The following is a 14,588-nucleotide window of genomic DNA, read 5'->3' on the forward strand; positions in this document are numbered from 1 at the left end:
ACCCCCGTGGTGTCATTCTCCTCATGCCCATCCCGCCCGCTCCGACGCCCGCCGTCCCGTCGCCCGACGCCCTGACCGACCCCGGGCTGCGGGGGCGCGTGCGCGTGCTCGGTGGGCCCGGTACCGGCAAGACGACGCTGCTGACCCGCATCGCGACGGCGCGCATCGCCGCGGGCACGTCGCCGGAATCGGTTCTGCTGCTGACTGGTTCGGCGCGGCTCGGCGCGCAGGCCCGTGCGGCGGTCACCACGGCGCTGCTCGGTGACGGCGCGTCCGGGCCGCGGGCGGTGCGCGAACCGCTGGTGCGCACCGTGCACTCCTACGCGTTCGCGGTGCTGCGGGCGGCCGCGCAGCGCAACGGCGATGCGCCGCCGCGCCTCGTCACCGGCGCGGAGCAGGACGGCATCATCCGCGACCTGCTGGAGGGCGACGTCGCCGACGGTGACCGCTCGGCCGTGGGCTGGCCCGACGAGCTGCGACCGGCGCTGCGCACCGCCGGGTTCGCCACCGAGCTGCGCGACCTGCTCGCCCGCTGCGCCGAGCGCGGCGTCGATCCCGTTGCGCTGCAACGTCTCGGCCGCAGACACGGCCGTCCGCAGTGGGTGGCGGCGGGCCGGTTCGCGCAGGTCTACGAGCAGGTCATGCTGCTGCGCTCGGCGGTCGGCATGGCGGCGCCGCAGGCCACCGTGCCCGCGCTGGGTGCCGCCGAACTCGTCGGCGCGGCCCTGGACGCGCTGGCCGCCGACGCCGACCTGTTGGCCGCCGAACGCGCCCGCGTCGACCTGCTATTGGTCGACGACGCGCAGCATCTCGACCCGCAGGCCGCGCACCTGGTTCGGGTGCTCGCGGCGGGTGCGGACCTCGCGGTCTTCGCCGGCGACGCCAACCAGTCGGTGTTCGGCTACCGCGGCGCCGATCCGGGCCTGCTGCGCACCGAGGACCCGGCGGTCCTGCTCACCCGGTCGCACCGCTGCGCGGCGGCCGTGGCCCGCGCCGTGAGCGGCATCGCCGCCCGGTTGCCGGGCGCTGATCCGGCGCGCGCGGTGACCGGCGACGAGGACGTGCCGGGAGCGGTGGCCGTGCGGATCGCCGCCTCCCCGCACGCCGAGTCCACGATGATCGCCGACGCGCTGCGCCGCGCGCACCTCGTCGACGGGGTGCCGTGGGAGCGGATGGCCGTCCTGGTGCGGTCGATGCCCAGTGCCGGTGCGGCGCTGGGCCGTACGCTCGCCGCGGCGGGCGTCCCGGTCGAACGCCAACCCCTCGGTGCGCCGCTGGCGGAGTACCCGGCGGTCGGTGCGCTGCTGACGGTGCTCGACTGCGTGGCCGGCGGCCTCGACGGCGCCCGCGCGGTCGACCTGGTCACCGGGCCCATCGGCCGCGTCGACCCGGTGTCGCTGCGGCAGCTGCGTCGCTCACTGCGCCGCGCCGACGGCAGCCGACCGCCGCGCGACTTCCCCGACCTGCTGCTCGCCGAACTCGACGGTGCGGGCAGTGCCGAGCTGCCCGACCAGCTGGCCCGCCCGCTGCGCCGGGTCCGCAGCGTGCTCGCCGGGGCCGCGCGCAGCCACGCCGCCGGGCAGGACCCGCGGTTCACGCTCTGGCAGGCATGGCACCACTGCGGGCTGCAGCGCCGCTGGCTGGCGGCCGTCGAGCGCAGCGGCGGCGCAGCGATCCAGGCGACCCGCGACCTCGACGCGGTGACGGCGCTCTTCGACGTCGCCGAGCAATACGTCACCCGCACCACCGGCGCCACCCTCACCGGCTTCGTCGATCACGTCCGCGGCATGACGCTCGCGGTGACCCACCGCGACGACCGGCGCGCCGACGACGGCGTCGCCGTGCTCAGTGCGCACGCCGCGCTGGGGCGCGAGTGGGACGTCGTCGTGTTGGCCGGACTGCAGGAAGGTCTATGGCCCAACACCGTTCCGCGTGGCGGCGTGCTCGGCACCGGACACCTGGTCGACGTGCTCGACGGCGTGGCGGACTCGTCGGGCACCACGGTGTCCAGCCGCGCGCCGCTGCTGGCCGAGGAGCGGCGGCTGCTGGTCGCCGCACTCGGCCGGGCCCGTCGTCAGGTCGTGGTGACCGCCGTGGACGGCGGCGAGGACGACGAGTCGGCACTGCCGTCGCCCTTCGTCGCCGAACTCGCCGCCTTCGCCACCGAGGACGTGCCGCAGGACGCCCCGCCGGTTCGGGCGCCGCGCGTGCTGACCCCGGCGGCGCTGGTCGGGCGGTTGCGCGCGGTGGTGTGCGCCCCCGCCGAGGCGGTGACACCGGAGCACCGTGCCCACGCGGCGGCGCAGCTGGGCCGTCTGGCCGCCGCCGGCGTCGCCGGGGCCGATCCGGCGCACTGGCACGCCACCACCGCGACCTCGACCACGGAGCCGCTGTGGGCCGGCGACGAGCACGTGGTGGCGCTGTCCCCGTCGACGCTGCAGACGCTCACCGACTGTCCGCTGCGCTGGCTGCTCGAGCGGCACGGCGGCGCCGACCGCCGCGACGTCCGTTCGGCGCTCGGCTCGCTGGTGCACGCGCTGGTGTCCGAGCCCGGCATGACCGAGGAACGGATGCTCGCCGCGCTGGAGCGGTCCTGGCCCGAGCTGCCGTTCGACGCGCCGTGGCATGCCGCCAACGAACTCGAGCGGCACCGCGCCATGCTCGTCGCGTTCGTGCAGTGGCTCGCCGACACCCGCGGCCGGTACGGCGTGGTGGGCACCGAGGTGGACGTCGACGGCGTGCTCCCCGCGGGTCCGGACGGCCCGGCGGTGCGGGTGCGCGGCCGCGTCGACCGGCTGGAGCGCGACGCCGAGGGGCGCCTGGTGGTCGTCGACCTGAAGACGGGCAAGACGCCCGTCAGCAAGGACGACGCGCAGCGCCACGCGCAGCTCGCCGCCTACCAGCTCGCGATCGCCGAAGGGCTGCTGCCGCAGGGTGATCAGGCCGGTGGCGGGCGGCTGGTGTACCTGGGCAAGCCCACCGCGTCGGGCGCGTGCGAGCGTGAACAGGACCCGATGGGTGCCGATGCGCGCGAGCAGTGGCGCGCCGGGGTGGCCCGCGCCGCCGCCGCGACCCGGGGACCCGAGTTCACCGCGCGCGTCAACGACGGCTGCGCGCACTGCCCGGTCAGCGCCCTATGCCCGGCCAACGCCGCGAAGGAGGGCCGGTCGTGACGCCGCGCTTCAGCCCCACCGACCTCGCCGAAGCGTTGGGCATCTTCGCCCCGACCGACGAGCAGGCCGCGGTGATCGCGGCGCCGCCCGGGCCGCTGGTGGTTATCGCCGGCGCGGGGGCCGGCAAGACCGAGACGATGGCGGCGCGGGTGGTCTGGCTGGTCGCCAACGGCTATGCGCGTCCCGGAGAAGTGTTGGGCCTCACCTTCACCCGCAAGGCGGCCGGTCAGCTGCTGCGCCGCGTGCGCACGCGACTGGCCCGGCTGGCCGGTGCGGGTCTGATGCCCGGGGACGACGTCGCCGACGAACACCCCACGGTCAGCACCTATCACGCGTTCGCGGGCACGCTGCTGCGTGAGCACGGCCTGTTGCTCCCGGTCGAACCGGCGACGCGGCTCATCAGCGAGACGGAGCTGTGGCAGTTGGCGTTCCGCGTCGTCTGCGAGCACCCGGAGCGCCTCGAGCTGGCCAAGTCGCCGGCGACGGTCACCGACATGGTGCTGCGCCTGGCCTCGCAGTTGGCCGAGCACCTGGTGGACACCGCCGAGCTGCGCGACACCCACGCCGAGCTGGAGCGCCTGGTGCTGACGCTGCCCGCGGGCCCCGGCCAGCGCGACCGCGGTCCCACGCAGGCGCTGCTGAAGATGCTCGCCGCGCAGACCGAGCGCACCGAACTCATTCCGCTGGTCGATGCGCTGCACGCCCGCATGCGCGCCGACCACGTCATGGACTTCGGCATGCAGATGTCGGCCGCGGCGCGGCTGGCCGCGCGGTTCCCGCAGGTCGGTGCCGAGCTGCGCAGCCGTTACCGGGTGGTGCTGCTCGACGAGTACCAGGACACCGGACACGCGCAGCGGGTGGCGCTGTCGGCGCTGTTCGGCGGCGGCGCGGACGACGACCTCGCCCTCACCGCGGTCGGCGACCCGATCCAGTCCATCTACGGTTGGCGCGGCGCCTCGGCCACGAACCTGCCGCGCTTCACCACGGACTTCCCGCGCGCCGACGGCAGCCCGGCGCCCACGCTCGAGCTGCGCACCAGTTGGCGCAACCCGCCGCGCGCGCTGCGTCTCGCCAACGCGGTGTCGGCCGAGGCGCGGCGCCGGTCGGTGTCGGTGCGGGAACTGCTGCCGCGTCCCGACGCCCGGCCCGGCACGATCCGGTGCGCCCTGCTGTCCGACGTGGCGGCCGAACGCGACTGGGTCGCCGACGAGGTCGCCCGGCGCTGGCACGCCGCGCTCGACGCCGAGGAGCCGGTGCCCACTGCCGCGGTGCTGGTGCGCCGCAACGCCGACGCCGCGCCGATGGCGGAGGCGCTCACCACCCGCGGCGTGCCGGTCGAGGTGGTGGGCCTGGCCGGTCTGCTGTCGATCCCCGAGGTGGCCGACGTCGTCGCGATGCTGCGGCTGGCCGCCGACCCGACCGCGGGCCCGGCCGCGATGCGGGTGCTGACCGGGCCGCGCTGGCGGCTGGGCGCCGCGGACGTCGTGGCGCTGTGGCGTCGCGCCGTCGAACTCGACGGCGGTGGACGGGCGGCCGACGCGACCGTCGCCGACATCGTCGCCGAGGCCGCTTCCGACGCCGACACCGCGTGCCTCGCCGACGCCATCTGCGATCCCGGAGCGCCACAACGGTATTCGGCCGACGGTCACGAGCGGGTGGTCGCACTGGGCCGCGAACTGACCGCGCTGCGCGCTCAACTGCACCATCCGCTGCCCGACTTCGTCGCCGAGGTGCGCCGCCTGCTGGGCGTCGACGCCGAGGCGCGTGCCCGGCAGCCGGTGGCATCCGGCTGGACGGGGACCGAGCACCTCGATGCCTTCGCCGACGTGGTTGCCGATTTCGCCGCGCGCTCCTCGGAGTCGGTGCCCGGACTGCTCGCGTTCCTCGACGCGGCGATGACGGTCGAGAACGGCCTGGCGCCCGCCGAGGTGACGGTGGCCCGCGACCGCGTGCAGGTCCTCACCGTGCACGCGGCGAAGGGCCTCGAGTGGGAGGTCGTCGCCGTGCCGCACCTCAGCGCCCGGGTGTTCCCGTCGACGGCGCTCGCCCGCACCTGGCTGACCGACGCCGCCGACCTGCCGCCGCTGCTGCGCGGTGACCGGGCCACCGAGTCCGAGCACGGCGTACCGGTGCTCGACACCTCCGACGTGACCGACCGCAAGATGCTCGGCGACCGCATCGCCGCGCACAAGAAGAGCCTCGACCAGCGACGCGTGGACGAGGAGCGCCGCCTGCTCTACGTCGCGATCACCCGCGCCGAGGACACGCTGCTGATCTCCGGACACCACTGGGGTGCCACCGAACTCACGCCCCGCGGACCGTCGGACTTCCTCACCGAGATCCGCGACGTCCTGGTGGCGGCCGACGCCGCGGGCGAGCCGTGCGGCGAGATCGTCCAGTGGGCGCCGGCCCCGGCCGACGGCGAACCGAATCCGCTGAAGGATCAGATGATCGAGCGGACCTGGCCGCCGGTCGCACCGACGGCCGCCGACGACGACGTCCGCCGCGGCGCAGAGCTGGTCACCGCGGCGATGGCTGCGGGGCCGGTGCAGGCCGGGGCACTCGAGGGGCGCCTCGACGATCCCGACGACCCGGACGGCGACGCCCCCGACGTCGCTGACCCCGACGTCGCTGACCCCGAGGGCTGGGCCGCCGACGTGGATGCGCTGCTCGCCGAGCGGGCACGCGGCCGCGACCTGCCGCCGGTCGCTTTGCCGGGGCAGCTGTCGGTGAGTGCGGTGGTGGACCTCGGCCGCGACCCGGCGGGCGCGGCGGAGCGGCTACGCCGACGGCTGCCGGTCCGTCCCGATCGGCACGCCGCGCTGGGCACCGCGTTCCACGACTGGGTGCAGCGGTTCTTCCACGCCGAGCGGCTGTTCGACCTCGACGACCTGCCCGGCGCGGTCGACGGCGAACTGGCTCGCGCCGACGCGGAGCACCTGGCCGAGCTGCAGGCGGCGTTCGCGGTGTCGCCGTGGGCCACCCGCACACCGGTCGACGTCGAGGCGCCGTTCGACGTCGTGATCGGCGGCACCGTGGTGCGCGGCCGGATCGACGCCGTGTTCGCCGACCCCGACGGCGGCGTCACCGTCGTCGACTGGAAGACCGGGGACGAGCCGAACGAGCCGAAGGACCTGCAGCACAGGGCGATACAGCTGGCGATCTACCGGCTGGCGTGGGCCGCGATGCACGGCGTCGACCCCGAGACGGTGCGTGCGGCATTCCACTACGTGCGCAGCGGCACCACCGTGGTGCCCGCGGACCTGCCCGACGCCGAGGCGATCGCCGGCCTGCTCGCCGCGGCCGACCCGGCGCGCGCCGTCAGTTCCGGGGAGCGGTGCGGTACACCTTGAGCGCCTGCAGCACCATCGGCACCTGCAGCGGCAGACGGGCGAGCGCGACGAGGCGCGCGGGCCAGCCCTTGTTCCACCACAGCCGGACCATGTTGACGTTCGCCGGGTAGACGGCGAGATACAGCGCGATGGCCGCGAGTGCTCCGAGCCGGCGGGTGCGGGGCGCCAGCAGCAGCGCACCGGTCGCCACCTCGACGACACCGGAGGCGTGGGTGTACACGCGCGGTCCGCCGGGCAGCTCGGCGGGCACGATCGTGTCGAACGGCTTCGGCGCGACGAAGTGCAGGGCGCCCATGCCGATCAGCAGCGCGCCCATCCGCTGGGCGGTGGCCTGGCCGGCCGCGGAGCTGCTGTGCGCTGAGGGTGTCAGGGGGGTCATGGTTACATTGTGCTGTGCAGCGCCGGCGGCGGATGATGGGGCCTCGTGGCCAGGGGTAAGTTGCGCCGACGGCTGCAGCGGCTGGACCGCGAGATCCTGACCGAACGGCACGAGGCCGACCTGGTCGACGTCCTCACCATTCCCGAGGACTTCGTCAGCCCGGCACGCCGGATCGCCATGCGCGTCATCTGGGCGCTCGGCGCGCTGTTCGCCGCCGTGTTGATCGTCTACCTCGACCGCGACGGCTACCGCGACATCGAGTCGACGCCGGACGCGAGCAGCCCGCTCACGTTCCTGGACTGCCTGTACTACGCCACGGTGTCGCTGTCGACCACCGGCTACGGCGACATCACGCCGTACACCGAGACCGCCCGCCTGGTGAACGTCCTCGTCATCACCCCGCTGCGGGTGGCGTTCCTGATCGTGCTCATCGGCACCACGGTCGAGACGCTGACCACGCAGTCGCGGCAGGCGTTGAAGATTCAGCGTTGGAGGAAGAGCGTGCGCAACCACACCGTCGTCGTCGGCTACGGCACCAAGGGCAAGACCGCGGTGACCGCGATGGTCAGCGACGACGTCGCGCCGGGCAACATCGTCGTCGTCGAGCAGAACGACTACGCGCTGGAACGCGCCAAGGCCGCCGGTCTGGTCACCGTCCGCGGCGATGCCACCAAGGCCGAGGTGCTGCGGCTCGCCAGCGTGCAGCACGCGGAGACGATCATCGTAGCGGCCAATAGCGACTCCGACGCCGTGCTCGTCACCCTCACCGCGCGCGAACTCAACCCGAACGCGAAGATCATCGCTGCGGTCCGCGAGGCGGAGAACAAGCACCTGCTGACGCAGTCGGGCGCCAACACCACCGTCGTCACCTCCGAGACCGCCGGCCGGCTGCTCGGCGTCGCGAAGAAGACGCCCAGCGTGGTCGAGGTGATGGAGGACCTGCTGACGCCCGACGCCGGCTTCGCCATCAGCGAGCGCGCCGTCACCGCCAAGGAGGTCGGTGGATCGCCGCGGCACATGAAGGACGTCGTGCTGGGCGTGGTGCGGGGCGGCGAACTGCTGCGGATCGACGCCCCCGAGGCCGACGCCGTGGAACTGGGGGACAAGCTGCTGGTCGTCAAGGCCGCCGATGCGGAGGACGACTGACCCATGGCCTCATTCCTGCTGCGCAACGTCCCGCTGCTGTCGCGGGTCGGCGCCGACCGCGCCGACGTGCTGCGCACCGACGTCGACGCCGCGATCGCCGGCTGGCCCGATGCGCTGCTGCTGCGGGTGGACCGGCGCAATCAGGTGCTGATCTCCGACGGCCGCGTCGTGCTCGGTGCGGCCGCGGCGTACGCGTCGGGCCCCGACGAGCACACGGTGTTCCTGGGCCGACTCGACGACGGCAGGCACGTGTGGGGGGTGCGCGCCGCGCTGGAGGCGCCCGAGGATCCGACGGCCCGCACCGAGGTGCTCGACCTGCGCCGCGCCGGGCAGGTCTTCGACGACGCGAGCGCACAGCTGGTGTCGACCGCCACGGCGCTGCTCAACTGGCACGACAGCGCGCGGTTCAGCGCCATCGACGGTTCACCGACCAAGCCGATCCGCAGCGGCTGGGCCCGGGTCAACCCGACCAACGGGCACGAGGAATTCCCCCGCATCGATCCCGCCGTCATCTGCCTGGTGCACGACGGCCACGACCGCGCGGTGCTGGCCCGACAGACGGTCTGGCCGGAGCGGCTGTTCTCGCTGATCGCCGGGTTCGTCGAGGCCGGCGAGTCGTTCGAGTCGTGCGTGGTGCGGGAGGTGGCCGAAGAGATCGGGCTCGCCGTGAGCGACGTGCAGTACCTCGGCAGCCAGCCGTGGCCGTTCCCGCGATCGCTGATGGTCGGCTTCCACGCGATCGCCGACCCGGAGCAGGAGTTCGCCTACACCGACGGCGAGATCGCCGAGGCGGCGTGGTTCACCCGCGACGAGGTGCGCGCAGCGCTCGAGGAGGGCGACTGGAGCAGCGACTCGACGTCACGGCTGCTGCTGCCCGGCTCGATCTCGATCGCCCGCGAGATCATCGAATCCTGGGCGGCGCTGGACTGATCCGGCGCGGCGTCAGCCCGCCAGCTTGGCCTTGACCTGCTTGGCGTTGGGATTGGTCAGCGTCGAACCGTCGGCGAACTTCACGGTCGGCACGACGTGGTTGCCGTTGTTGACCGAGCCGACGAACTCCGCCGCGGCGGGGTCGGCCTCGATGTCGACCTCGGTCCAGGAGATGCCCTCGGCGCGCAGCGCCATCTTCAGCCGGGAACAGAAGCCGCACCACGACGTGGTGTACATCGTCAGATCGCTCATAGCACCTTCAACATAGCCGACGGGCCGGGCCATGCCCGGTGGTGACGGACACGCCACCGCCGGGCCCACGTGTGTCGGCCCACCCTGCCAAGATGGTCGGCATGCCCGCCCCGCACGCACCCGCCGACGGCGGCCTGCGCGCCGGGCTGCTCGCCGACCTCGACTCCGAACAGCGCGAAGCCGTCCAAGCGCCCCGCGGGCCGGTATGCGTGCTCGCCGGCGCGGGCACCGGCAAGACCCGCACCATCACCCGGCGCATCGCGCACCTCGTCGCCGCCGGGCACGTCGCCCCGGGCCAGGTGTTGGCCGTGACGTTCACCTCGCGCGCCGCGGGGGAGATGCGGGTCCGGCTGCGTGCGCTCGACGAGGAGGCCGGCGGCGTCGGCACCGGCGCGGTGCAGGCCATGACGTTCCACGCCGCGGCGCGCCGGCAGCTGCACTACTTCTGGCCCCGGCTCGTCGGCGACACCGGCTGGGAACTGCTGGACAGCAAGTTCGCCGTGGTGGCCCAGGCCGCCAACCGTGCCTCGATCCGGGCGAGCACCGACGACGTCCGCGACCTCGCCGGCGAGATCGAATGGGCCAAGGCGTCGCTGATCAGTCCGGAGACCTACCCCGACGCCGTCGCCAGGGCCTCGCGCGACATCCCGTTCGACGCGGCGAAGGTGGCGACCGTCTATGCGGGGTACGAGGCGCTCAAGGCGCGCCGCGAGGGCACCACGCTGCTGGACTTCGACGACCTGCTGCTGCATACGGCGGCCGCGATCGAGACCGACGCGTCGGTGGCCCAGGAGTTTCGCGACCGGTACCGGTGCTTCGTCGTCGACGAGTACCAGGACGTGACGCCGCTGCAGCAGCGCGTGCTCGACGCGTGGCTCGGCGACCGCGACGACCTCACCGTGGTGGGCGACGCCAACCAGACGATCTACTCGTTCACCGGGGCGACGCCGAGCCACCTGCTGGACTTCTCCCGGCGGTTTCCCGACGCCACCGTGGTGCGGCTCGAGCGGGACTACCGCTCCACCCCGCAGGTGGTGTCACTGGCCAACCGGGTGATCGCCGCCGCGCGCGGCCGAATGGCAGGCAGCAGGCTGCACCTCGTCGGTCAGCGGCCGCCGGGCCCGGAGCCGTCCTTCAGCGAGCACCCCGACGAGGTCGCCGAGGCCGCGGCCGTGGCCAAGCGGATTGCGAAGCTCATCGCCGCCGGGACGGCACCGTCGGAGATCGCGGTGCTGTACCGCATCAACGCCCAGTCCGAGGTGTACGAGGAGGCGCTGACCGAGGCCGGCATCGCGTTCCAGGTGCGCGGCGGCGAGGGCTTCTTCAGTAGGCAGGAGATCCGCCAGGCGCTGCTGGCGCTGCAGCGCGCCGCCGAGCGGGGTGCCGAGGTGGCCGGCGAGCAGCTGGCCGCGGCGGTCCGCGACCTGCTCGAGCCGCTCGGGCTGACGGCCGAAGCGCCGGCCGGCACGCGGGCGCGGGAACGGTGGGATGCGCTGGCGGCGCTGGCCGACCTCGTCGACGAGGACGTCGCGCAGCGTCCGTCGCTGACGCTGCCGACCCTGGTCACCGAGCTGCGGCAGCGGGCCGACTCACGGCACCCACCGGTGGTGCAGGGCGTCACGCTGGCGTCGCTGCACGCCGCGAAGGGCCTGGAGTGGGACGCGGTGTTCCTCGTCGGCCTCGCCGATGGCACGCTGCCCATCTCGCACGCCCTGTCGCACGGCGCCGACAGCGAGGCCGTCGAGGAGGAGCGCCGGCTGTTCTACGTCGGGATCACCCGTGCGCGCGTGCATCTGGCGCTGAGCTGGGCGCTGGCCCGCACACCCGGTGGGCGGCAGGGTCGCAAGCCGTCGCGCTTCCTGCAGGGCGTCGCGCCGCAGTCGGTCACCGACACCGGCCCGAGCCGGCCGCGCCGCCAGCGGGGCCCGGCGCCGAAGTGCCGGGTGTGCAACGGAGCGCTGGCCACGCCGGCGGCGATCATGCTGCGCCGCTGCGAGACGTGCCCGTCGGACATCGACGAGGCGCTGCTGGCGGAGCTGAAGGAGTGGCGCTCGCGCACCGCCAAGGAGATGAGCGTGCCGGCGTACGTGGTGTTCACCGACAACACGCTGATCGCCATCGCGGAGACACTGCCGGGCGACGACGCCGCCCTGGTGGCGATCCCGGGCATCGGGGCGCGCAAGCTCGAGCAGTTCGGTGCCGACGTGCTGCAGCTCGTCCGCAGCCGTGGCTGAGAAACTGCCACCCGCCGTCAAGATCGAGCCATTCTCGCAGGTAGAAAATCATTTGTGGCCGATCCGTGTTAGCGTTTAGCCTCGTAGTCGCATAAGAGAATCGCATCGAGCAACGATGTTCTCGAGTCGTCGAGGGGAGGTCCCGGAATCATGATCAGCACTGCACTGCACGGCGTAGCCGCAACGGGTGTCGTCGCCTCCGGCGACCGCCCCGGCATGACGTGGATCCCGGCCTCCCCGACCACCCTCGCGGTGGTCGGCGCTGCCGTTCCCGCCGCTGCCGTTCCCGCCGTTGCGATTCCGGCCGTTGCCATTCCGGCCAACGCGGCCCACGCCGCCGGCGCGCACGACATGCGCAAGCGCCGCGCCGCCGCCGCGACCGTCGCGTCCGTGACGAGGGGCCCCATCTAGGAGCACCCACGAACAGCCTCTAGGCCACGGACCCGAAGTCACCGGATCCGTGGCCATTGTTTTGGGAAGACCCGAAACACCTGGTCGAAGGATCCATCGAGACAGATGACCGAGTAACACGACCAGGAAGCAGGAGAGACATGTCGGACCTGACATGCCGCGAGAGGCTGTCGGTGCCCTGTCACGACGGAGAACCGGACCTGTGGTTCGCCGAGAGCCCGACCGACCTGGAGCGGGCCAAGGCGCTGTGCGCGGACTGCCCGATCCGGCGCGAGTGCCTCTCGATGGCGCTGGAACGTCAAGAGCCGTGGGGGGTCTGGGGTGGAGAGATCCTCGACCGTGGAACCATCGTGGCGCGCAAGAGGCCACGGGGTCGCCCCCGCAAGAACCCGCAGCAGGCTCCTGCCGCGGCGTGCGTCGGGGCCGCCTAGCGCGATCCGCTAGGCGGCTCCGCCGTCAGGCGGCCTCGACGAAGCCCGGAATCAGTTCCTCGGCAAGCCTTCTCGCGGGGATGCGAGCGTCGAGTTGGCAGGAGATGGCGACGTTCGAGGCGATGACGCGCATCGGGATCGCCAGCTTGGCCGGGATGTCCATCTGCCGGGCCGCCTTGATCTGATCGACCGAGAGGTCCATGTTGCGGGCGGCCATCTTCTGCAGCCACTTGCGGGAGTAGTGGAACTCCTCGGACTCCAGCGGCTCGACGTACTGGCGCAGCATGTCGTCGATCTCGGTGTGCGACACGCGTTCTCCGCGCTGGATGAATCCGGCGCGCTCCATCGTCGGCAGCAGGTGGTCGTAGTCGCGCTGCAGCGCGTAGCGCACCATCTGGCCGATCTCGACCGGCAGGCCGCCCGGCATCGGTGCCACCGCACCGAAGTCGATGACGCCCATCTTGTCGCCGGGGAGCAGCATGAAGTTCCCGGGATGCGCGTCGCCGTGCATCATCTCGAGCCGCTGCGGTGCGTCGTAGGTCAGCTCGAAGAGCCGCGTCCCCATGACGTCGCGCTGCTCGGGCGTGCCGTCGCGGATGATCGCCGACATGGGGGTGCCCTCGATCCACTCCGCGATCACCACCTTGGGCGCGCTGGCGACCACCGCGGGCACCACGAAGCGCGGATGGTCGCGGTAGGCCTTGGCGAAGGCGCGCTGGTTGTCGGCCTCGAGCCGGTAGTCGAGTTCCATCTCGGTGCGCTCGATCAGTTCGTCGACGACACCCTGGACGTCGGCGCCGGGGGAGAGCTGCTTGAAGACGCTGACCATGCGCCGCATGGTCTTCAAGTCGGCGCGCAGCGCCTCGTCGGCGCCGGGGTACTGGATCTTGACGGCGACCTCGCGGCCGTCGGCCCACACCGCCTTGTGCACCTGTCCGATGCTGGCCGACGCGACCGGCTCGTCGCCGAACGACGTGAAGCGCTCCCGCCACTTCGTGCCCAGCTGCGCGTCGAGCACGCGGTGCACCTTGGCCGCGGGCAGCGGGGGAGCGTCCTTCTGCAGTTTGGTCAGCGCCTCGCGGTACGGCTCGCCGAACTGCTCGGGGACGGCGGCCTCCATCACCGACAGCGCCTGGCCGACCTTCATGGCGCCGCCCTTGAGTTCGCCGAGGACGGTGAACAGCTGGTTGGCGGCCTTCTCCATCAGTTCGGCGTTGACCTCGTCCCTGGACTGACCCGTGAGCCGCTTGCCCAGACCCAGCGCGGCCCGGCCCGCGAACCCGACGGGAAGCGTCGCCAGCTTGGCGTTGCGCGCTGCCCGACCACGTTTGATGTCTGCCACCACACCATCATCCACGACCAAGCTGAACAGTCACCTGTGACGTCGGGAACCGGGTCGCGGCCCCCGGAGCGAACGTCGCGGCTCAACAGCCGCAGCGCGGGTGGCGGGTCCAGTGGCGACGGACCGTCGACCCGGTGCGGACGTCGAACTCGAGCGTGGTGTCGACCGTCGGAGGCGGGTCGGCGACGAGGTCGCCGGCGAGGTCGGCGGGGCCGGCGTGGATCGCCGCGACGACGCGGTCCACCTGATCCAGGGCGAGCGCCGCCGTGCCGAGGACGGCGGCCCGCCCGGACGTACCGACGGTGCGCCGCAGTTGCGCGGCGACCGCGGGCCAGGCCGCGTCGCGGTCGCTGCGGTGCAGGTCCGCGCAGCGCACGCAGCTCGAGCGGCCCGGCAGGACCAGCGGGCCGACCAGACCCGTGCCGTCGCGTACCCGTACCGGCAGGTATGCCACCGCGGCGGTGTGCAGGGCGCGCACGACGTGCGGGTCGGCCACCAGGTCGTCGGCGAGCACCACCAGGTCTGCGGTGCGGGTGGTGACCGCGGCGTGGCTGAGCCGGCTGTGCTGTACCCGCGTGCCCGAGCAGCGCAGCGCGCCCAGCAGCAGGTCCGACAGCGGGCCGCGGCCGTGCACGCGCACCCGGGCGGTCCGCACCCGCACGGGGGTGGCGCGCAGCAGTCCGGTGTCGGTCAGGGCGGCCAGCAGCGCGGTGACGGCGCCGTCGTCGACCGCGCCGCGATTGCGGGCGACGGCGACGAGGTCGGCGGGCGTGACACCGCCCTGCAGCAGGCGCAGCAGGTCGGCGAGCGCGGCGGCCGACAGCCCGGCGGGTGGCCGGACCACGATGGCGCGGCGCGGATCCCAGCCGACCTGCACGGTGTCGTCGGGGCGCAGCAGCACCGGCATGGCCGGGTCGAGCGTGAATCGCTGCACCCG

11 protein-coding genes are annotated in these 14,588 nt (G+C 73.4%); 7 read left to right on the forward strand and 4 right to left on the reverse strand.

What is annotated here, in order from left to right:
- Positions 1-23: 23 nt before the first annotated feature.
- The gene (locus FZ046_RS13555; protein ID WP_070355596.1) at positions 24-3,173 is read left to right on the forward strand and encodes an ATP-dependent DNA helicase; all 3,150 of its coding nucleotides are present in this window, start codon (positions 24-26) and stop codon (positions 3,171-3,173) included.
- Positions 3,170-6,526 carry an ATP-dependent helicase gene (locus tag FZ046_RS13560; RefSeq protein ID WP_070355597.1) on the forward strand — a complete coding sequence of 1,119 codons (3,357 nt, stop codon included), beginning with the start codon at positions 3,170-3,172 and terminating at the stop codon, positions 6,524-6,526. The genes FZ046_RS13555 and FZ046_RS13560 overlap by 4 nt, the downstream gene beginning before the upstream one ends.
- Here the strand turns inward: FZ046_RS13560 and FZ046_RS13565 are convergent.
- Positions 6,495-6,905 carry a DoxX family protein gene (locus FZ046_RS13565; protein ID WP_070355584.1) on the reverse strand — a complete coding sequence of 137 codons (411 nt, stop codon included), beginning with the start codon at positions 6,903-6,905 and terminating at the stop codon, positions 6,495-6,497. The genes FZ046_RS13560 and FZ046_RS13565 overlap by 32 nt on opposite strands.
- A 45-nt stretch (positions 6,906-6,950) precedes the next feature.
- On the opposite strand from FZ046_RS13565, the gene FZ046_RS13570 reads away from it, so the two are divergent.
- On the forward strand, positions 6,951-8,051 hold the full coding sequence (locus tag FZ046_RS13570) for a potassium channel family protein (RefSeq protein ID WP_070355583.1): 1,101 nt from the start codon (positions 6,951-6,953) through the stop codon (positions 8,049-8,051).
- A gap of 3 nt (positions 8,052-8,054) precedes the next feature.
- Positions 8,055-8,981 carry an NAD(+) diphosphatase gene (nudC, locus tag FZ046_RS13575; protein WP_070355582.1) on the forward strand — a complete coding sequence of 309 codons (927 nt, stop codon included), beginning with the start codon at positions 8,055-8,057 and terminating at the stop codon, positions 8,979-8,981.
- Positions 8,982-8,993: 12 nt separating this feature from the next.
- On the opposite strand, the gene FZ046_RS13580 is transcribed toward nudC, so the two are convergent.
- Positions 8,994-9,233: a mycoredoxin gene (locus FZ046_RS13580; RefSeq protein ID WP_176749646.1), complete on the reverse strand. Its 240-nt coding sequence runs from the start codon at positions 9,231-9,233 to the stop codon at positions 8,994-8,996.
- Between the two features lie 101 nt (positions 9,234-9,334).
- On the opposite strand from FZ046_RS13580, the gene FZ046_RS13585 reads away from it, so the two are divergent.
- From FZ046_RS13585 to FZ046_RS13595, 3 genes are all read left to right on the forward strand, one after another.
- A complete protein-coding gene (locus FZ046_RS13585) occupies positions 9,335-11,467 on the forward strand; it encodes an ATP-dependent DNA helicase UvrD2 (protein WP_070355594.1) in 2,133 nt (710 codons plus the stop codon).
- Between the two features lie 150 nt (positions 11,468-11,617).
- Positions 11,618-11,878 (forward strand): hypothetical protein, encoded by a 261-nt coding sequence (locus tag FZ046_RS13590; RefSeq protein ID WP_070355581.1) that lies wholly within the window; start codon positions 11,618-11,620, stop codon positions 11,876-11,878.
- Between the two features lie 140 nt (positions 11,879-12,018).
- Positions 12,019-12,309, forward strand: coding sequence for a WhiB family transcriptional regulator (locus FZ046_RS13595; RefSeq protein ID WP_070355580.1), 291 nt, complete (start codon positions 12,019-12,021; stop codon positions 12,307-12,309).
- 25 nt (positions 12,310-12,334) lie between these two features.
- Here the strand turns inward: FZ046_RS13595 and FZ046_RS13600 are convergent, their stop codons facing one another.
- On the reverse strand, positions 12,335-13,666 hold the full coding sequence (locus tag FZ046_RS13600; protein WP_070355579.1) for a macrolide-binding ATPase MABP-1: 1,332 nt from the start codon (positions 13,664-13,666) through the stop codon (positions 12,335-12,337).
- 67 nt (positions 13,667-13,733) lie between these two features.
- The gene (locus FZ046_RS13605) at positions 13,734-14,585 is read right to left on the reverse strand and encodes a bacteriocin biosynthesis cyclodehydratase domain-containing protein (RefSeq protein WP_099046061.1); all 852 of its coding nucleotides are present in this window, start codon (positions 14,583-14,585) and stop codon (positions 13,734-13,736) included.
- Between the last annotated feature and the right edge of the window lie 3 nt (positions 14,586-14,588).

It is taken from the genome of Mycolicibacterium grossiae (assembly GCF_008329645.1).
GTDB lineage: Bacteria > Actinomycetota > Actinomycetes > Mycobacteriales > Mycobacteriaceae > Mycobacterium > Mycobacterium grossiae.

What these genes read in the sequence shown, in the direction of transcription:
- FZ046_RS13565 (WP_070355584.1), bottom strand. Translation starts at nt 6,905, where the DNA reads ATGACCCCCCTGACACCCTCAGCGCACAGCAGCTCCGCGGCCGGCCAG.
- FZ046_RS13555 (WP_070355596.1), top strand. Translation starts at nt 24, where the DNA reads ATGCCCATCCCGCCCGCTCCGACGCCCGCCGTCCCGTCGCCCGACGCC.
- nudC (WP_070355582.1), top strand. Translation starts at nt 8,055, where the DNA reads ATGGCCTCATTCCTGCTGCGCAACGTCCCGCTGCTGTCGCGGGTCGGC.
- FZ046_RS13595 (WP_070355580.1), top strand. Translation starts at nt 12,019, where the DNA reads ATGTCGGACCTGACATGCCGCGAGAGGCTGTCGGTGCCCTGTCACGAC.
- FZ046_RS13580 (WP_176749646.1), bottom strand. Translation starts at nt 9,233, where the DNA reads ATGAGCGATCTGACGATGTACACCACGTCGTGGTGCGGCTTCTGTTCC.
- FZ046_RS13590 (WP_070355581.1), top strand. Translation starts at nt 11,618, where the DNA reads ATGATCAGCACTGCACTGCACGGCGTAGCCGCAACGGGTGTCGTCGCC.
- FZ046_RS13585 (WP_070355594.1), top strand. Translation starts at nt 9,335, where the DNA reads ATGCCCGCCCCGCACGCACCCGCCGACGGCGGCCTGCGCGCCGGGCTG.